The following is an 18,099-nucleotide window of genomic DNA, read 5'->3' on the forward strand; positions in this document are numbered from 1 at the left end:
ATCGAGAACATGCGCGGGTCGATCGACCTGTCGACGGTCCCGGGTGACGGCACCACCGTCACGCTGCGCCTGCCGCTGACGCTGGCGATCATCGAAGGTCTGCTGATCCGCGTCGGCAGCGGCCGCTACATCATTCCGCTGTCCGCGGTCGAAGAGTGCGTCGAACTCACCGCCGAGGACGAACGCTCGCGCAGCCGCAACTTCCTCAACGTCCGCGGCAACCTCGTGCCGTTCCTGCGCCTCCGCGAAATCTTCGACGCGGACGGCGAACCGGACCAGCACCAGAAGACGATCATCATCTCGACCGGCGAGACCCGCGTCGGCTTGGTGGCCGATCAGATCATCGGCAACCACCAGACCGTCATCAAGTCACTGTCGAAGCTGCACTCCGACGTCACGATGTTCTCCGGCGCCACCATCCTGGGTGACGGAACGGCAGCGCTGATCCTCGACGTCGTGCAACTCGTCGGCCTCGCCCAAGCCCAGTCCGAAAAGCAGATCAGCGAGGCCGCCTGATGAGTAACGATCGGGTTCAAAGCGCAACCGACGGCGATGCCGACGCGATGCAGGTGGTGATGATCGGACTCGGCGACGAGAAGTTCGCGATCGACGCCGGCCTCGTCCGCGAGATCATCGATCCGATCCCGGCCACCAAGGTCGCCGGCGCAAAGGCGTTCGTGCCGGGGGTGATCAACGTCCGCGGCAACGTCATTCCGTTCGCCGATTTGCGCATCCGCTTCGGCATGCCGGTGCAAACCCACACCGCTGACAGCCGCATCGTGGTGCTCGAAGTCCGCCTCGACAACGAGGCGGTGCTGGTCGGCGTCAGTGCCGACCGCGTCTACGAAGTCACCGAGATTTCGCGCACCGACGTGCAGCAGACCCCGCGTGTCGGCATGCATTGGAAGCCGGAATACATCCGCTTCATCACCAAATGGCGCGATGAATTCGTCGTCGTGCCGAACATGGAACGGATCCTGAATTGAGCGCCCTCGGTCAGACATCCGGCAGTACGTGCCGCCAACCAGCGTTGAAGTGAGGAAGACATGGCCGAAACCGCGCAATATCTGACGCTCGGACTCGCCGGAGAGACGTTCGGAATGGCGATCCGCAACGTTCGCGAAATCCTCGATATGCGGCCGATCTCCCGGCTGCCGCACGCGCCGGAGTTCATGCTCGGCATGATCGACGTGCGCGGGACCGGCTATCCGATCCTCGACCTTCGGCTGAAGCTCGATCTGCCGGCGGTGCCGCCGACCGAGGCGACCCGCATCATCATTCTCGACGTGCCGGTCGCCGGCCGCGTCGTCGGCGTCGGCTTCGTCGCCGACTGCGTCTACGAAGTCACCGACATCGAGGAGAGCTCGCTGGAGCAGGTCCCCGACGTCGGCGGCAAGTGGAAGTCGGACTACATCGCCGGCATCGGTCGCAAGGGCGATCGCTTCGTCATCATCTTTGATCTGGCACGCCTAATGGCCGGCACCGACATGTCGGCCGGCGCTGCCGTGGCCCCTTCTAACGATCTGGCAGCCTGAGCTGCCCGGTCGCGATCTGTTGTTGCGTGAGTTTGACCGAAACCTTCGACCCTAAGGAAGCTCGAAATGAGACTAACTGTTAAAGCAAAGCTGGCCGGCGCCTTCGGTGTCGTGATCCTGCTGTCCGCCATCACCGGCGGAATCGCCTACGTCAAGCTGACGCAACTGGCTGAGACCTCGGAAGGCCTGGTGTCGCGCTCGCAGCGGATCGACAAGGCCGGCGAACTGCAGAACAACATTCTGTACCAGACCCGTGCCCAGCGAGACATCATCATCGCCTCGACCGACGCGGAGCTGCAGAAGGTCGCCGATGAGGTGAAGCAGTATCGCAAGGATGCGCTGCGCATCCGCGACGAGATCGCTGCGATCGCCACCGAGACCGGCAAGCGGATGCTCGAGAAGTTCTCGGTCGCGTACGACAAGATGAACGCGACCGAAGATCAGATCATCAAGTTCGGTACGCTCAACTCCAACAACCGCGGCGCCCAGCTCTGGACCTCGGAAGGTTTGCCGGTTGTCAAGGACTGGAACGAGGCGGTCGACAGCACGCTGGCGGAAGCCCGCAAGCTGCCGGTCTCGGCTGAGCGCGCGACGGCGCTGATTTCGATCCTGTCGATCCGTGCCGACGGTGAGGCGGTCCAGAAGAGTCTGGCGCTGTCGTTCTATGCGTCGAACCTCGAAGACCTGAACTCCACCGTCAAGGCGCTTGGCGACGCTACCGAGCGGCTGCGGTCGAGCTCGCAACAGAGCGTCGCAGCGCTGTCGGCCGTCGGGCTGTCCTCGTCGGCCATCACCAGCCAGTCCGAGCGCTTCGCCAAGATTGCCGGTCGCGTTTCCGATATCGTCAAGGAAGGCGGCAACATCCGCGCCGCGGCGCTGGCCGGAACCGAAGGCCGGGCGACCTCGACGGTCGCGATCCAGGCTGCGACCGACTACGTCAACTACGTCAAGAAGGCGATGGCCGAGATGAGCGAGCAGGCCGCGTCCGACGCTGCCAGCGCCAAGCTGCTGCTGATCAGCATCGTGATTGCGTCGCTGCTGGCCGCAGTTGCCTCCGCGCTCTGGATCGCCATCAACATCAGCCGCGGCCTGACGCAGGCAGTGGGACTCGCCAACGCCGTTGCGATCGGCGATCTCAGCAAGAAGATCGACGTCTCCAGCAACGACGAAGTCGGCGATCTGGTGAAGTCGCTGAACGCGATGACCGCCAACCTCAATGCCACCGCTAGCGTCGCCGACGAGATTGCCCGCGGCAACCTCACGATCGAAGCCAAGCGGCTGTCGGAGAAGGACACCCTGGGCATCGCGTTGGAGCAGATGGTCGAAAAGCTCCGCCAGATCGTGTCGGAAGCGCTCACCGCGGCTCAGAACGTCTCTGCCGGCAGCCAGGAACTGTCGGCCAGCGCCGAGCAGCTGTCGCAGGGCGCCACCGAGCAGGCATCGTCGGCCGAAGAAGCCTCCTCGTCGATGGAAGAGATGGCGGCGAACATCAAGCAGAACGCCGAGAACGCCAGCCAGACCGAGAAGATCGCCGCGCAGTCCGCCAAGGATGCCGAAGCCAGCGGCGCCGCCGTCGGCCGGGCCGTCGACGCGATGCAGACGATCGCCGAAAAGATCACCATCGTGCAGGAGATCGCTCGCCAGACCGACCTTCTGGCCCTCAACGCCGCGGTCGAAGCAGCCCGCGCCGGCGAACACGGCAAGGGCTTTGCGGTGGTCGCTTCGGAAGTCCGCAAGCTTGCGGAACGCAGCCAGGCGTCGGCGACCGAAATCGGCGAACTGTCCGGCGAGACCGTGAAGGTCGCGCAGGAAGCCGGCGAAATGCTCGCCAAGCTGGTGCCGGACATCAAGAAGACCTCGGAGCTGGTGCAGGAGATCTCCTCGGCCTGCCGCGAACAGGATGTCGGTTCGTCGCAGATCAACCAGGCGATCCAGCAGCTCGACAAGGTCGGTCAGCAGAACGCCAGCGCCTCCGAGCAGGTCTCTTCGACCTCGGAAGAACTCGCTTCGCAGGCCGAGCAGCTGCAGTCGACCATCGCGTTCTTCCGCATCGACCAGGACAAGTCGAAGGCGCACGGCGGGACGATCGACAAGGCCGTCAACCAGCTTCGTGCCAAGGCGGCCCATATGGCTTCGGTCGACCGCGGCACTAAGAAGCCGGCTGCCAAGCCGCAGCGTCAGCTCAAGGCCGCGGGCGGTGGTGGCTTCGCCTTCGCGCTCGGTGACGGCGAAGACGATCGCGACGCTGACTTCCAGCGCTAAGGGAGGAGCGGGGCCACGGTCCCGCGATCCCGGACGAAACAACGGTGAACGCCCCGGGTCGGGCGTTCACCTTCGAGGAACGCCGGCAGGCCGTCGTGCCGCGACGAAGCCGGTGTTGGATGCGAGACGAACGGTCGCTGGACCGAATTGACGAGTAGCTTGATGGTCCACGCCAAACGCCAGCTTTCCGACAGGCAATTCCGGTCCCTTGCCGAACTGATCGAAGACCAGGTCGGCATCAAGATGCCGAATGCCAAACGTCTGATGCTCGAAGGACGGCTGCACAAACGCGTTCGGGCGCTGAACTATTCAGGCGTCAGCGAGTATGTCGATAACCTGTTCGACAAGTCGGTGCTGGAGGATGAACTGACGCATCTGATCGATGTCGTCACCACCAACAAGACCGACTTCTTCCGCGAGCCGCAGCATTTCGACTTCCTGAGAACGGTCGCGGTGCCGGATCTCTTGAAACTGCCGAACCGCAAGTCCAACGATCTGAAGGTCTGGAGTGCGGCCTGTTCGACCGGCATGGAGGCCTACACCACCGCGATGGTGCTGGACGACATGGTGCGGGCCGGGTCGCGGTTTCAGTTCCGGATCCTCGGCACGGATATCTCGACCGCCGTGCTGCGCGTCGCCACCGCGGCGATCTACAATCGCGAAGTCACCGCGCCGGTGCCGCCACAGTTCGTCGAGCGTTACTTCCTGAGCTCGCGCGACCGCAGCCGTGATGAAGTGCGGGTGGTGCCCGAGCTGCGCCGGCTGACCAATTTCACGCGGATGAACCTGATGGACACGTCCTACCCGGTGGACCGGGACGTCGACGTCATCTTTTGCCGCAACGTGCTGATCTATTTCGATCGCGCGACCCAGCGCAAAGTCGTCGAGCAGCTGTGCTCGCATCTGCGACCGGGCGGCTACCTTCTGGTCGGCCATTCCGAGTCGATGATTCACAGCGCCCTGCCGAAGTTAAGGCAGGTTCAACCAACCGTCTTTAAACTGTAGGATGATTGGAGCGCATCAGATGGCGAAGCAGAAGATCCGGGTCCTGATCGTCGACGACTCCGCCTCGGTGCGACAGGTCCTCGGCACCATCTTGGCCGAAGACCCCGAAATCGAAGTGATCGGGACCGCGTCCGATCCGTTCGTCGCGGCCAAGCGGCTGCAGAACGAACTCCCCGACGTCATCCTGCTCGATATCGAGATGCCGCGGATGGACGGCATGACGTTCCTCCGCAAGATCATGGCGCAGCATCCGATCCCGGTGGTGATCTGCTCGTCGCTGACGCCGGAAGGCTCGGACTTGATGTTCGAAGCGTTCGAGGCCGGCGCCGTCGATATCGTGCCCAAGCCGCGGATCGATACCCGCCAGGCGCTGATGGAAAGCTCCGGCCGCCTGCGCGAAGCGATCAAGTCTGCGGCCCGCGCGCGCGTCCGGCCCCGCGCGGCTCGCAAAGTAATCGAACAGAAGCTGACGGCGGATGCGATCATCCCGCCGCCGGTCGCCGGGCGGTCGCGTCCGACCACCGAACGGATCGTCTGCATCGGCGTCTCCACCGGCGGCACCGAGGCGCTGTACGACGTGCTCGAAGTGCTGCCGCCGAACTGCCCCGGCATTCTGATCGTGCAGCACATGCCGCAGGGCTTCACCGCGGCGTTCGCCAAGCGCCTCAACGCCGGTTGCCAGATCAACGTCAAGGAAGCCGAGGACGGCGATCCGGTGCTGCCGGGCTGGGCCTACATCGCTCCCGGCGCCCGGCACATGCTGCTGGTCCGCAGCGGGCTGCGCTATCAGATCGCCATCAAGGACGGCCCGCCGGTGTCGCGGCATCGTCCCTCGGCGGACGTGCTGTTTCGATCGGCCGCCCAATATGCCGGCGCCAACGCGCTCGGCATCATCATGACCGGCATGGGTGACGACGGCGCCCGCGGCCTGCTCGAGATGCGCAAACTCGGCGCCTACACCTGCGCGCAGGACGAAGAGAGCTGCGTGGTGTTCGGCATGCCGAAGGAAGCGATCGCCTGCGGCGCTGTCGAGAAGGTGGTGTCGCTGAACCAGATCCCGCGCGAGATCATGGCCTGGCAGCAAGCCAAGCAGCCTGCCTCAGCGGATTGAAGTTGTGTCCCGATTGAAACATCCGATTGCCGACGCCGTTGCGTCGATCGAACTCGTTGCGTCGCGAATTGAGACTACCTTCGCCCAGGTCGGCGGCCAGCTCGGCGAAGGCCATGGGATCTTCCAAGGGCTCAATGAGGCTCTTACAGATCTCGCGCGTGAACTGTCTTCGGCGCAGATTGAAGGCGCATCCGGCGCGCTGCGCGACATCGCGGGCCGCCTGAAGAGCCTCGCCGACACGCTGCCGGCGGAAAGCGCTCTGCTCGATCAGCTGCGCCGCAACGTGGCCGAGGCCGGCTCGCTGCTGAAGCAATTGCTCAAGCACGTCGAGATGATCACCACGATCGCGCGCAGCGCCAAGATCGAGTCGGCCTCGCTCGAGGGTGATCGCGAAGGCTTCATCGCCTTCACCCGCGAGGCGTATGATCTCGGCAAGGCCGTGCAGTCGTCGATCGAGGCCTGCGTCAAGGATCAGCAGTTGCTCGCGGCGGCGGTGGAAACTACCTGGGGCCGGCAAAGCGAATTCGAGCGGCGCTACCGGCCGCAGCTTGGTGCCTCCGGCGGCGAATTGATGTCGGCGTTTTCCGATCTCGGCCGCCAGCGCAACGACAGCGTCGGCGTCGCCGAGCTGGCCGGCAGCAGTGCGCGCACCATCAGCGAGGTGGTTGGGCGCTCGATCATCTCGCTGCAGGCCGGCGATAGTACGCGTCAGCGCCTGGAGCATGTTTGCGCAGGCCTGCGGCGCGCCGCCGACCCGGAGCCGACCTTGGTGCCGGACATGACCGAGGTTCAGCCGCTGCCCCGGCTGCTGGTCAATCTCGAAGCGGTGCAGCTCCACGACACCCAACAGGAATTCGACGCCGGTATCGGCGACATTGTCCGGGCGCTGTCGACGATTCTGACCGAAGTCGCGACACTGGTCGAAAAGGGCCGGTCGCTGCATGGCGGCCGGGAGGGCGGTTCGGCCTCGTTCCTGTCGCGGGTGCGGCAGACTCTCGCCCAGGCCTCCAGCCTGATCGCGATGTGCGAAGACGGCGGGCGCTCGATCGACGAGGCGCTCAGCGTAGTCGAAAACACGCTGGAGAAGTTTCGCGAGGCGATCGCAAATTTGTCCGACTCGGTGGTCGATATCTCGCTGATCGGCATGAATGCCGGGCTTCGCGCCGGCCATCTCGGCGCCAAAGGCCGCGCCTTCGTGGTGATCGCGCATGAAATGAAGTTGACCGCCGACCAGATGACCGGGGCGGCGGCCCGGCTGAGGCCTCTGCTGAGCGAGATCGCCAAGGTCGGCGACGACCTTCGCAAGTCGCGAGTGAGCAGCGATCAGACCAAGCTGACCAGTATGGAGAATGCCATTCTCCAAACCCTGCACGATGTCGAGGCCGGCAACGACCGTCTCGGCGGACTGATCGGCCGGCTGATCGAGGAAGGTGCCAAGTTCGACGCGGTGATGAACGGCGCCCGCGAACAGATGACATCGCTTGCCTCCAGCGCCTCGACGCTGCCTGCGGTAGCAAAATGCCTTGAAGAAGCCGGTGGCGATCTGGGCCGGGCTTCCTTCAGCCATCAGGACGAAGCCGTGCTCGATGAGCTCTACGTCCGCTACACGATGGAGCGCGAACGCGACGTCCATCGTCAGTTTTTGCTGCCGTTTGGAATCGCTACCAAGCAGGCGGCGCCCGCCGCAACTGATTGCGATTTCGAATTGTTTTAGCGCTTAGCGCTTCTTCTTTGCTCCGCCCCGACGGCCCCGCCTTGCTAATATGACACTCTGTCCCGTCTCCCGTCGGGCCGGACTGGTTATTTCTGATCTGTGTCATCACGGTTTCAGCGCAAATCAGCCTTGATTAGCTGATCGATGCGGGCGGTGCCCTGGGGCGGGGTCGGGATGACGCAGGTAGTTTACGGAGTTTGGGACGGTGTTGCCTACGACGCACGAGCCGGCGCGGCCGAGGCGCGGGCGGCGGACTACGCGCTGGCGAACTTCGATGAGTTCGACGAAGGTAACGCGATCCGCGCCTTCATCGCCGACCGCGGGTTCTTCGTGTTCGATCCCACGATTTCGCTGGTCGATGCGTTATTCCATTACCTGAAAGCCGCGGCCGAACAATCTTGCGGTGCCTGCACACCCTGCCGGATCGGCACGGTGCTGATCCGCGATGCGCTCGATCAGATGCGCCGCGGGCTGGACGCCGCGCTGACGCTCGACGATATCGTGATGCTCGGCGAGCAGATCCGGCAGACCTCGCTGTGCGGGCTGGGGCAGACCTGCGCGGTCGCGCTGCTGGCGGCGCTGCGGGATTTTCGCGAACGGATCGAACAGGAGCTGGCACAGCACCGGCCGATCCCGGCGCAGCACGGCATGGCCTATGTGACAGCGCCGTGTATCGAGGCCTGCCCTTCCAAGGTCAACGTGCCGCGCTACATCGACTACATCCGCGACGGCAAGCCGGAGAATTCGCTCGGCGTGCTGCTGCAGAAGTACCCGATGGCCGCCACCTGCGGCCGGGTCTGCGTCCGCTATTGCGAGCAGGCCTGTCGGCGCAAATTCGTCGACGAAGCCGTCGGCATCAAGACGCTGAAGCGCTACGTCGCCGACCAGCAGAGCGGCCCACACGCGCTGAAATTCACCCGCGACATGATCCGCAAGCCACTCGCCGATGGCATGCGGGTCGCGGTGGTCGGCGCTGGCCCGGCCGGCATCTCCTGCGCCTATCACCTATTGCTGCGCGGCTATCACGTCGATGTCTTCGACAAGGCCAGCCAGGCCGGCGGCATGGCGCAGATCGGCATCCCGAGCTACCGGCTGCCCAAGGATACGCTGGCGCTGGAGACCGACATTATTGTCGACCTCGGCGGCCGGTTCCTGTTCGATCAGCGCCTCGGCCGTGACTTCTCGATCGACGATCTGTTCGCGCGCGGCTACCGCGCGGTGTTCCTCGGCCTCGGCTGTCAGCAAGGCGCCCGGCTCGGCGTTACGGGCGAAGACAATGCCCACGCCGGCTACTTCAGCGGCATCGACTTCCTGCTCAAGGTTCACGACCACGTCGACGGCATCGCCCCATTGGTGCTGAGCGGCGAAGTGGTGGTGGTCGGCGGCGGCAATGTCGCGATGGACTGCGTGCGGTCGGCGATCCGCCTCGGCGCCGACAAGGTCCACGTCGTCTATCGCCGGACCCTCGCCGACATGCCGGCCGATCCGGCCGAGATCGAAGCCGCCCGCGCCGAAGGCGTCGAGTTTCATGTCCTCAGCGCGCCCGCCGAAATCGTCACCGAGCACGGCAAGGTCACCAGCGTGGTGCTGACCAGGATGCAGGCGAGCGAGCCCGACGCTGGGGGGCGGCGCTCGGTGAAGCCGATCCCGGGCAGCGAGACGGCGATGCACTGCGACGTGCTGATCGCCGCGATCGGCCAGCAGGTCGAGGACGGTCCGCTGATCGAGAGCGACGGCATCGCGTTCGATCGCTGGCGCTGCGTCGCGACCGATCGGGTGTTGGCCACCTCGCGGCCGGGCGTGTTCGCCGGCGGCGATTGCGTCACCGGTCCGTCGACGCTGGTCTATGCGATGGCCGCCGGCCTGAAGGCGGCGCGCAACATTGATGACTGGATCCAGCGCGGCTCGGTGCGGTTCTTCAAACGGTCGCGGATGCGCAAGCTGATCGCCGACAACCATATGCTGGCCAACGAGATCGTCGAAGCGCCGGTCCGCAACGCCTACCGGGTGCACAATCCCGAAATCGATCCCGAGCTGCGCAAGCACATGTTCGGCGAGGTCGAGCAGACCATCGACGCGCGCGCCGCCTATGCGGAGACCCAGCGCTGCATGCGCTGCTATCGCGTCTATTCCGTCGTCACCAAGCACCCGATCCCGGAAGGAGCGGCTTGAAGCGATGTGCACGCCCGATCAGGCCAGCCAGTCCGCCCGCGATCCCGCCGAAGCGACGATCACGCTATCGATCAACGGCGTCGCCTGCGCTGGCTTTGCCAACGAGACCATCCTGTCCTGCGCGCGGCGCTACGACGTCTACATCCCGACGCTGTGCGAACTGGAAGACATCGATCACGCCCCCGGCGCCTGCCGGGTGTGTCTGGTCGAGATCCTGCAGGCCGGCAAGGACACGCCGCAGATCGTCACAGCCTGCAATACGCCGGTGCGTGACGGCATGGAGGTGCAGACCCGCTCCAAGAAGGCGCGCGACATGCAGCGCCTGCAGGTCGAGCTGCTGATGGCCGATCATCTGCAGGATTGCGCCACCTGCATCCGCCACGGTAGCTGCGAGCTGCAGGATCTGGCGCAGTTCGTCGGGCTGCAGCAGAACCGGTTCTTCGATCGCGAGCGGACCGAGGCGCGGCCGGTCGATCAAAGCTCGCCCGCGATGGTGCGCGATATGCGGCGCTGCGTCCGCTGCCAGCGCTGCGTCGCGATCTGCCGCTATCACCAGAAGATCGACGCGCTGGCAATCGAAGGCAGCGGGTTGGAGCGGATGGTGGCGCTGCGCGACGCCGACGGCTACCCGAATTCGGTGTGCGTCTCCTGCGGCCAATGCGTGCTGGTGTGTCCGACCGGTGCGCTCGGCGAGCGCGACGAGACCGATCGGGCGCTCGATTACATCTGCGATCCGAACGTCGTCACCGTGGTGCAGTTCGCCCCCGCCGTGCGGGTGGCGTTCGGCGAAGAATTCGGCCTGCCGGCCGGTACCAACGTCGAAGGCCAGATCATCGCCGCTTGCCGCAAGCTCGGCGTCGATGTTGTGCTCGACACCAACTTCGCGGCCGACGTGGTGATCATGGAGGAGGGCGCCGAGCTGTTGGCGCGGCTGAAACAGGGGCGGCGGCCCACCTTCACGTCGTGCTGTCCGGCCTGGATCAACTTCGCCGAGATCCACTATCCGGACGTGCTGCCGCTGCTGTCCTCGACCAAGTCACCGCAGCAGGTGCTGTCGACGATCGCCAAGAACTATCTGCCCGAACAGCTCGGCGTGCCGGCCGAGCGCATCCGGGTGATCTCGATCATGCCGTGCATCGCCAAGAAAGACGAGGCGGTGCGGCCGCAGATGGTTCACGACGGGCAGCCCGAGACCGACCTGGTGCTGACCACACGCGAATTCGCCCGTCTGCTGCGGCGCGAGGGCATCGACCTGAAGGACCTGCCGTCGTCGCAGTTCGATCGCCCGTTCCTCAGCGCTTATTCCGGCGCCGGTGCGATCTTCGGTACCACCGGCGGTGTGATGGAAGCGGCGGTGCGGACCATCTATGCGCTGGTCAACGGCCGCGAACTGGACCGGATCGAGCTGACGCAGCTTCGCGGCTTTGAAGGCCTGCGCGAGGCCGTTGTCGATCTCGGCGGCCCGGTCGGCGAGGTCAAGGTCGCGATGGTTCACGGCCTCGGCGACACGCGCCGGTTGGTGGAATCGGTGCTGAGCGGGCAAGCCAATTACGACTTCATCGAAGTGATGGCGTGCCCAGGCGGCTGCGTCGACGGCGGCGGGTCGCTGCGTTCGAAGAAGCAGTATCTGCCGCTCGCGCTGAAGCGGCGCGAAACCATCTACAATGTCGACCGCGCTGCCAAGGTCCGGCAGTCGCACAACAATCCCCAGGTGCAGGCGCTGTATCGCGAATTGCTGCAGGCGCCGAATTCCGAGATCGCGCACCGGCTGCTGCACACCCACTACGCCTCGCGCAAACGCGAGCTGCAGCATACCGTCAAGGAGATCTGGGACGATCTCACCATGAGCACGATCCTGTACTGACGGAGAGCGCAAAGGATGTCGCCGCCACAGCACCTGGTTCCCAATCGGCGCGATGTGGTGCGTGGTCTTGCGGCACTGCCGGCGCTGGGACTGACGCGGACGTTCGCCGCCGAGCCGCTGACGCTGTGGGGGATTCCGGCGACACCGTCGGCGCTGTTCGTCCGCGCCGTCGCGTCGGAGCGGCTGCAGCAGATTGCGCCCGGGATTCGCTTTCAGCTCTGGAAGAGCACCGACCAGATGCGCGCCGGGATTGCGTCGGGACAGTTCCGGCTGTTCGCGACCTCGACCTACGCGGCGGCCAATTTCTTCAATCGCGGCGCCGGAACGCGGATGCTGAACGTCGTCAGCTGGGGCGTGCTCTACGTGATGGCGCGCGATCCGGCCATCAAGTCGGTCGCCGATCTCGCCGGCCGCAGCATCCTGCTGTCGAACAAGAATGAAGCGCCAGACCTGTTGTTTCGGCTGGTGCTGCGCTGGGCCGGGCTCGATCCGGACCGCGACGTCCGCTGCGAATATGTCGGCTCACCCGGCGAGGCGGTGCCGCTGTTTCTCGCCGGCCGCAGCGACGTCGCTGTGTTGCACGAGCCTGCCGCCACCACTGCGCTGCTCCGCGCCAGGCAGGACGGCAAGCCGGTCTATCGGGTGCTGGATATCGCTGAACTCTATGGCCGCCACACCGGGCGCGGGCCCCGGATTCCGCAAGTCGGGCTCGCAGTCAGCACCGAGCTGCTGAACACTCAGCCCGACATCGTCGCCGCCGTGCAGACCGCTTGCGCTGAAGCGAGCACTTGGATCGCGGCGCATCCGCGCGAGGCCGCCGAGCTTGCTGCGCCGGCGCTCGGGCTGCCGGCCGAAGTGATCGCCGCGTCGCTGCCGCATGTCCGCCTCGACGTCGTTGCTGCGCGGCAGGCGCGTGACGACATCGAAGCGTACTTCAAAAATCTGATGGAGCTCGATCCCGGCGTCGTCGGCGGCCGGCTGCCGGACGCGGCATTCTATGCGGGCTAACGCGCGGATCTCGTGGGCCTGGAGCCTCGTCGGCATCGCGCTGTTGCTGGCGCTGTGGGAGATTGGCCATCGGGCATATGGGCCGCTGGTGCTGCCTGGGCTCGGCGACACGGCGCTGACGCTGTGGCGGATGATCCGGGCCGGGCAGGTCGGGCCGGCGCTACTCGAGACCGCCGGCAATGCCGGGCTCGGCTGGATCATCGGCGTGCTGATTGGCTCGTGTGCCGGGATGCTTGCCGGCCTGCGCGAAGAAGCGCAGCGCGCGCTGCAGCCGGTCGCGATCATTCTGCTCGGGGTGCCGGCGATCGCCTGGGTGGTGATGGCGCTGCTCTGGTTCGGCGGCCGCTGGGCGGTGGTGGTGACGGTCGCGGCCGCCACTGGGCCGATGCTGTTCGCCGCGGCGCTGGAGGGCGTCCGCAGTCTGGACGGCATGCTGGCCCGGATGGCGCGGGTGTACCAGGTGCCGCTGTCGGCGCGGCTGACCGAGGTGTACGGGCCGCAGTTACTGAGCCATCTGTTCCCCGCGCTGGTGACCACGCTGGCAATGTCCTGGAAGGTCGCGGTGATGGCCGAGCTGCTCGCCGGTGCCGGCGGGATCGGCGATGGCCTCGCCACCGCGCGCGCTCATGTCGACACCGCCGAGACGATGGTCTGGGTGGTGGTCGTGGTTGGCGTGCTGATCGTGGTCGATGCCGGCGTGTTGCAGCCGCTGCAGCGCCGGCTATGGCTATGGCGCGACGACGAGCGGAGCGGTGGCCGATGAGCGAGCCGCTGCTGCAGTTCCGCGGTGTGCGGTTCGGCTATCAGGCGCCGGTGCTGCGCGGCATCGATTTCGACATCGAGGCAGGTTCGATCACCGCGTTGATAGGGCCGTCCGGAAGCGGCAAGAGCACGCTGCTGGCGCTCGCGGCCGGACTCATCACGCCGGACGCCGGTGAGGTGCACCGCCGCAGCACGCGGCTCGGCATGGTGTTTCAGGACCCCGCGTTGCTGCCGTGGCGCAGCGCGATCGACAACGTGGCGTTTCCACTGATCGCGCTTGGCCAGCACAAGCGCGAGCGCCGCGAGCGTGCACGGGCGATGCTCGCGAACGTGGGCCTCTCTGGCGACGATGCCGGCAAATACCCGCGCCAGCTTTCCGGCGGCATGCGGCAGCGCGTGGCGCTGGCGCGCGCATTGGTGATCGAGCCGGATCTGCTCCTCTGCGACGAGCCGTTCAGCGCACTCGACGCGCTGGTCCGGGCCGAGCTGTGGCGGATCGTGCGGGACATCCATGCGCGCAGCGGCTTGACGATGCTGATCGTCACCCATGATGGCCCGGAGGCGATGCAATGCGATCGCCTCGCCATCCTGTCGGAAGGTCACATCGAGCAAGTCGGTGCGCCAGCCGAGATCCTGCGTCATCCGGCCAGCGCCGTCGTGCGAACTTTCGTGGCGGCCGCCACCGGCAACTGACCGCCTCACTCGCGCGGCGGTGAGTGCGCGCCGTTGGCGAGGAAGAACAGTTCGACCAGCCGCCCCTTTTTGCCGGACAGCGCGAAGATACACTCCGGCGACTCGGCGTCGAGTTCGGCGATCGGCACCTTGGCGATGCGGTCGACCCGGCTGGAGCCATGCTCCCACATGAAGCCGACACCGAGATGGTTGGCGACCGCCTCCAGCATGCCTTCGCGGGTGTTGACCACGATCGACGGAATCGGCCGCAGGCCAGCGGCGCGGAATGCGCGATCAACGGCGCGCTGTGTTGAGGAATCGCGGGTGCGGAACACCAGCGGATAGCGCATCAGCTCGGCGATCGAGACCTGCGGTTTCTTCTTCAGCGGGTGGGTCGGGTGGCACAGCGCCACGACGCGCTGCTCCAGGCAGATCTCGCGGCGGAAGCGCCGGTCGGCCGGCACGTCCGGCAGCACGCCGATATCGACGCGCTGATCGACCACGGCAGCGACGATCGCCGACCAGCTTCCGATTTCGATCGCGACCTGCACCTTGGGGTACATCTGCTTGAAGGTTGCGATCAGCGCCATGCCGGGCATCGAGTTACCCAGCCCGACGCGGAGTTCGCCGCCGGCCAGCTCCTCGCGCTGCGACAGGATCGACAGCGCGTCGGTCTCGACCGCTTGCATCCGGCTGGTGGCGCCGTAGAGCTGCCGGCACAGCGAGGTCGGAATCAGGTTGGCGCCGTGCCGCTCGAACAGCGTCACGCCGAACTCTCCTTCGAGTTCGCGCACCGATTGCGCCACCGCCGATTGCGTCACGCCGATCCGCCGCGCCGCGGCTGCAAAGCTGCCGGCATCGAACACGGCGTTGACGGCACGCACCCGCGCCGACGTCAGAGCCATCCCGTCCGCTTCTCCGCCTCACCAGGAAACCTGGTGAGGGTCATAAGCCAAGCTGCTGACCGTTATGTGACTGTCAGACGCTGCCCTTAACCCTGTGCCGCATCGCAACGAGGCCAGGGGACAGGTGATGGCGAAGATCGAGCTCAGCGCGATCCGCAAATCGTTCGGCGACACCGAAGTCCTCAAGGGCGTCGATCTGTCGATCCACGACGGTGAGTTCGTGTCGCTGGTCGGCCCGAGCGGATGCGGCAAGTCGACACTGCTGCGGGTGATCGCCGGGCTGGAGCCGCAGAGCTCCGGCGAAGTGAAGATCGGCGGCGTTGCGGTCGATCACGTCCGGCCGAGCGCGCGCAACCTCGCGATGGTGTTTCAATCCTACGCGCTGTATCCGCATCTATCGGTGTTCGACAACATCGCGGTGCCGCTGCGAATGAAGCGTCTGTCGGCACTGGAGCGGGCGCCGCTGCTGGGCCGGCTGATCCCGAACCGCTACCGGGTCGAACGCAGCATCCGCGCCGATGTCGAGCGCGTCGCGTCGCAGCTCGAAATCTCGCCGCTGCTGACGCGCAAGCCCGGGCAGCTCTCCGGCGGCCAGCGCCAGCGCGTAGCGGTCGGCCGCGCTTTGGTGCGCGAGCCGGTCGGCTTCCTGTTTGACGAGCCCTTGTCCAACCTCGACGCCAAGCTCCGTGTGCATATGCGCGCCGAGATCGCTCAGCTGCATCGCCGGCTCAAAGCGACTTTTGTCTACGTCACGCATGATCAGGCCGAGGCGATGACGATGTCCGGCCGGATCGCCGTGATGATCGGCGGCGAACTGGTTCAGGTCGGCACGCCGAGCGACGTCTACGACAATCCGCGCGATATCAGCGTCGCCGAATTCATCGGAAGCCCCAAGATCAACGTGCTGCCGGGTGCGGTGCAGACCGATGGCCGAATCGTGATGCTCGATCGCCTGCTGGCTGCTCGCGCCACGGCGAGCGCCGGTGCCTGCCGTGTTGCGATCCGGCCGGAGCGTCTGAGCCTCGGCGGCGGCGATCTGTCCGGCGTCGTCGTGCACGTCGAGAACATGGGGGCCGAAGCGTTCGTGCATCTCGGCTGTGACGGGCTGACCGACCCGGTGGTGATCCGGCTCGACGATCCACTGCGGCTGCCGGTGATCGGCAGCACCCAGCGGTTCGGCTTTGCGCCCGAAGCGATCCGGCTGTTCGACGCCGCCGGCAAGCGCATTGCGATCCGCACCGAAGCCGCGGTCGAGATGATCCGCGAGGTGGCTCATGTCTGAGGTCACCTTGTCCGATGCCGCCGTCTCGCTGCGCGATCTCGACGCCCCCGTGACTGCGCGCGCGTCCGCCAAGCCGCGTCGCCGTGGCCGCGGCACCGTCGCCTACGGTCTGGTCGCGCCGGCGTTCACGCTGATGCTGCTGATGCTGCTCGGTCCGCTCGCCGGCGTCATCGCGCTGTCGTTCACCGATTATCAGCTCGGTGCGCCGTCGTTCGCCTGGATCGGCCTTGCCAATTATCAGCAGCTGTTCGCCGACCGGGTGTTCTGGATCTCGCTGACCAATACGCTGACCTATGCGGTGATCGTGGTGCCGGGCTCGGTCGCGCTCGGCCTCGGCGTGGCGATGCTGATCGAGAGCGGCACGCATCTCCGTGCCTTCTATCGCACCATCTACTTCCTGCCGGTGATGGCGACCCTGATCGCAATGGCGATCGTGTGGGAGTTCATGCTGCATCCGCAGTTCGGTCTGGTGAACGGGCTGATCAAGATGGTCGGCCTCGCGCCGCATCCATGGCTGCAGGATCGCGGCACGGCGCTGTACGCGCTGTGCGCGATCGGGATCTGGCAGGCGGTCGGCTTCAACATGGTGCTGTTCCTCGCCGGGCTGATGTCGATCCCCAAGCATCTCTATGACGCCGCCGAGATCGATGGCGCCGCGAGTGCGTGGTCGCGGTTCCGGCTGGTGACGTGGCCGATGCTCGGGCCGGTGACGCTGTTCGTGGTGGTGATCACCGGCATCCGGTCGTTTCAGGTGTTCGACACCGTTCACGTCCTCACCAAGGGCGGACCGTCGAAGTCCACCGAGGTGCTAATCCACACCATGTACATGGAAGGCTTCGAGTTCTTCCGCTCCGGCTATGCCGCCGCTGTGACCGTGGTGTTTCTCGGCCTGGTGCTGCTGCTGACCTTGGTGAAGTCGCGGCTCGCCGCCAAGCAGGTGCACTACGCATGAGCGCCGCGCGACGAAGCCTGATCCGCTCGAGCTTTCGCCACGCCGCTCTAATGTTCGGCGCGGTGTTGATGCTGGCGCCGTTCGTCTGGATGCTGTCGACCGCGTCGAAGCCGCCGGACGAAATCTACTCCAGCGATCTGCATCTGATCCCGCGCCATTTCGCGCTGTGGGACAATCTCCGCACCGCGTTCGGCAAGGCCGATCTCGGCCGCTTCCTGCTCAACGGCGTGATCGTCACGGTTGCGATCTTCACCTGCCAGGTGCTGATCGCACTGCCGGCCGCCTATGCGCTTGCCAAGCTGCGCTTCATGGGGCGCAAGGCGCTGTTCGCGTTGGTGCTGTTCGGCATCCTGATCCCGCCGCAGGCGACCGCGATCCCGGTGTTCCTGCTGCTGCATCAGCTCGGCGCGCTCGACAGCTACGCGGCGCTGGTGCTGCCGTTCACCATCTCGGTGTTCGGCATCTTCCTGATGCGGCAGTTCTTCATGACCGTGCCGGACGATCTGCTCGACGCCGCGCGGATGGACGGGATGTCGGAATTCGCGATCGTCTGGCGGGTGATGCTGCCGACCGCGATCCCGGCCGTCACGGCGTTCGGCATTTTCTCGGTGGTGGCGCATTGGAACGATTATTTCTGGCCGCTGATCGTGCTCAACAGCCAGCAATACTACACGCCGCCGCTCGCGGTGGCGCATTTCCGCAATGCCGAAGCGGGCACCTCTTACGGCCCGTTGATGGCCGCGGCGCTGGTGATCATCACGCCGCTGGTGATCGCGTTCTTGCTGGCGCAGCGCCGCTTCATCGAAGGCATCACGCTGACCGGACTGAAATAACCCGCATCGACCCGAACAGGAG

At 65.7% G+C, this 18,099-nt stretch carries 16 protein-coding genes; 15 read left to right on the plus strand and 1 reads right to left on the minus strand.

Features of this window, described 5'->3' with window-relative positions; genetic code table 11:
* From DY467_RS15455 to DY467_RS15510, 12 genes are all read left to right on the plus strand, one after another.
* A partial coding sequence (locus tag DY467_RS15455; RefSeq protein ID WP_205502424.1) for a chemotaxis protein CheW occupies positions 1-516 on the plus strand: 516 nt, incomplete at its 5' end.
* On the plus strand, positions 516-986 hold the full coding sequence (locus tag DY467_RS15460; protein WP_107342395.1) for a chemotaxis protein CheW: 471 nt from the start codon (positions 516-518) through the stop codon (positions 984-986). The genes DY467_RS15455 and DY467_RS15460, both read left to right, overlap by 1 nt.
* A gap of 60 nt (positions 987-1,046) precedes the next feature.
* On the plus strand, positions 1,047-1,535 hold the full coding sequence (locus tag DY467_RS15465) for a chemotaxis protein CheW (RefSeq protein ID WP_107342394.1): 489 nt from the start codon (positions 1,047-1,049) through the stop codon (positions 1,533-1,535).
* A 66-nt stretch (positions 1,536-1,601) separates the two neighbouring features.
* Complete coding sequence (locus DY467_RS15470) at positions 1,602-3,797, plus strand: HAMP domain-containing methyl-accepting chemotaxis protein (protein WP_164637268.1); 2,196 nt, start codon at positions 1,602-1,604, stop codon at positions 3,795-3,797.
* A 162-nt stretch (positions 3,798-3,959) separates the two neighbouring features.
* The gene (locus tag DY467_RS15475) at positions 3,960-4,802 is read left to right on the plus strand and encodes a CheR family methyltransferase (RefSeq protein WP_107342392.1); all 843 of its coding nucleotides are present in this window, start codon (positions 3,960-3,962) and stop codon (positions 4,800-4,802) included.
* 19 nt (positions 4,803-4,821) lie between these two features.
* Positions 4,822-5,913: a protein-glutamate methylesterase/protein-glutamine glutaminase gene (locus tag DY467_RS15480; RefSeq protein ID WP_107346367.1), complete on the plus strand. Its 1,092-nt coding sequence runs from the start codon at positions 4,822-4,824 to the stop codon at positions 5,911-5,913.
* 4 nt (positions 5,914-5,917) lie between these two features.
* On the plus strand, positions 5,918-7,627 hold the full coding sequence (locus DY467_RS15485; RefSeq protein WP_164637270.1) for a methyl-accepting chemotaxis protein: 1,710 nt from the start codon (positions 5,918-5,920) through the stop codon (positions 7,625-7,627).
* Between the two features lie 174 nt (positions 7,628-7,801).
* Positions 7,802-9,799 carry an FAD-dependent oxidoreductase gene (locus tag DY467_RS15490; RefSeq protein WP_164637272.1) on the plus strand — a complete coding sequence of 666 codons (1,998 nt, stop codon included), beginning with the start codon at positions 7,802-7,804 and terminating at the stop codon, positions 9,797-9,799.
* A 4-nt stretch (positions 9,800-9,803) separates the two neighbouring features.
* Positions 9,804-11,663, plus strand: a complete 1,860-nt coding sequence (locus tag DY467_RS15495; RefSeq protein ID WP_164637274.1) for a 2Fe-2S iron-sulfur cluster binding domain-containing protein — start codon at positions 9,804-9,806, stop codon at positions 11,661-11,663.
* Between the two features lie 15 nt (positions 11,664-11,678).
* Positions 11,679-12,671 (plus strand): ABC transporter substrate-binding protein, encoded by a 993-nt coding sequence (locus DY467_RS15500; protein ID WP_164637276.1) that lies wholly within the window; start codon positions 11,679-11,681, stop codon positions 12,669-12,671.
* Positions 12,661-13,434 carry an ABC transporter permease gene (locus DY467_RS15505; protein ID WP_164637278.1) on the plus strand — a complete coding sequence of 258 codons (774 nt, stop codon included), beginning with the start codon at positions 12,661-12,663 and terminating at the stop codon, positions 13,432-13,434. The genes DY467_RS15500 and DY467_RS15505 overlap by 11 nt, the downstream gene beginning before the upstream one ends.
* Positions 13,435-13,460: 26 nt before the next feature.
* Positions 13,461-14,126 (plus strand): ABC transporter ATP-binding protein, encoded by a 666-nt coding sequence (locus tag DY467_RS15510; protein WP_349627646.1) that lies wholly within the window; start codon positions 13,461-13,463, stop codon positions 14,124-14,126.
* Between the two features lie 5 nt (positions 14,127-14,131).
* Here the strand turns inward: DY467_RS15510 and DY467_RS15515 are convergent, their stop codons facing one another.
* A complete protein-coding gene (locus tag DY467_RS15515; RefSeq protein WP_107353752.1) occupies positions 14,132-15,010 on the minus strand; it encodes a LysR family transcriptional regulator in 879 nt (292 codons plus the stop codon).
* A gap of 127 nt (positions 15,011-15,137) precedes the next feature.
* On the opposite strand from DY467_RS15515, the gene DY467_RS15520 reads away from it, so the two are divergent.
* From DY467_RS15520 to DY467_RS15530, 3 genes are read left to right on the plus strand one after another with little or no spacing between them, the layout of a single operon-like run.
* Positions 15,138-16,292 (plus strand): ABC transporter ATP-binding protein, encoded by a 1,155-nt coding sequence (locus tag DY467_RS15520; RefSeq protein ID WP_164637281.1) that lies wholly within the window; start codon positions 15,138-15,140, stop codon positions 16,290-16,292.
* Positions 16,285-17,244 carry a carbohydrate ABC transporter permease gene (locus tag DY467_RS15525; RefSeq protein WP_164637283.1) on the plus strand — a complete coding sequence of 320 codons (960 nt, stop codon included), beginning with the start codon at positions 16,285-16,287 and terminating at the stop codon, positions 17,242-17,244. The genes DY467_RS15520 and DY467_RS15525 overlap by 8 nt, the downstream gene beginning before the upstream one ends.
* Complete coding sequence (locus DY467_RS15530; protein ID WP_107342382.1) at positions 17,241-18,077, plus strand: carbohydrate ABC transporter permease; 837 nt, start codon at positions 17,241-17,243, stop codon at positions 18,075-18,077. Before DY467_RS15525 ends, DY467_RS15530 begins: the two co-directional genes overlap by 4 nt.
* The last annotated feature ends 22 nt before the right edge of the window (positions 18,078-18,099 follow it).

It is taken from the genome of Rhodopseudomonas sp. BR0G17 (genome assembly GCF_010907025.1).
Classification (GTDB): domain Bacteria; phylum Pseudomonadota; class Alphaproteobacteria; order Rhizobiales; family Xanthobacteraceae; genus Rhodopseudomonas; species Rhodopseudomonas palustris_H.

What these genes read in the sequence shown, in the direction of transcription:
- DY467_RS15460 (WP_107342395.1), top strand. Translation starts at nt 516, where the DNA reads ATGAGTAACGATCGGGTTCAAAGCGCAACCGACGGCGATGCCGACGCG.
- DY467_RS15465 (WP_107342394.1), top strand. Translation starts at nt 1,047, where the DNA reads ATGGCCGAAACCGCGCAATATCTGACGCTCGGACTCGCCGGAGAGACG.
- DY467_RS15470 (WP_164637268.1), top strand. Translation starts at nt 1,602, where the DNA reads ATGAGACTAACTGTTAAAGCAAAGCTGGCCGGCGCCTTCGGTGTCGTG.
- DY467_RS15475 (WP_107342392.1), top strand. Translation starts at nt 3,960, where the DNA reads ATGGTCCACGCCAAACGCCAGCTTTCCGACAGGCAATTCCGGTCCCTT.
- DY467_RS15480 (WP_107346367.1), top strand. Translation starts at nt 4,822, where the DNA reads ATGGCGAAGCAGAAGATCCGGGTCCTGATCGTCGACGACTCCGCCTCG.
- DY467_RS15490 (WP_164637272.1), top strand. Translation starts at nt 7,802, where the DNA reads ATGACGCAGGTAGTTTACGGAGTTTGGGACGGTGTTGCCTACGACGCA.
- DY467_RS15495 (WP_164637274.1), top strand. Translation starts at nt 9,804, where the DNA reads ATGTGCACGCCCGATCAGGCCAGCCAGTCCGCCCGCGATCCCGCCGAA.
- DY467_RS15500 (WP_164637276.1), top strand. Translation starts at nt 11,679, where the DNA reads ATGTCGCCGCCACAGCACCTGGTTCCCAATCGGCGCGATGTGGTGCGT.
- DY467_RS15505 (WP_164637278.1), top strand. Translation starts at nt 12,661, where the DNA reads ATGCGGGCTAACGCGCGGATCTCGTGGGCCTGGAGCCTCGTCGGCATC.
- DY467_RS15515 (WP_107353752.1), bottom strand. Translation starts at nt 15,010, where the DNA reads ATGGCTCTGACGTCGGCGCGGGTGCGTGCCGTCAACGCCGTGTTCGAT.
- DY467_RS15520 (WP_164637281.1), top strand. Translation starts at nt 15,138, where the DNA reads ATGGCGAAGATCGAGCTCAGCGCGATCCGCAAATCGTTCGGCGACACC.
- DY467_RS15525 (WP_164637283.1), top strand. Translation starts at nt 16,285, where the DNA reads ATGTCTGAGGTCACCTTGTCCGATGCCGCCGTCTCGCTGCGCGATCTC.
- DY467_RS15530 (WP_107342382.1), top strand. Translation starts at nt 17,241, where the DNA reads ATGAGCGCCGCGCGACGAAGCCTGATCCGCTCGAGCTTTCGCCACGCC.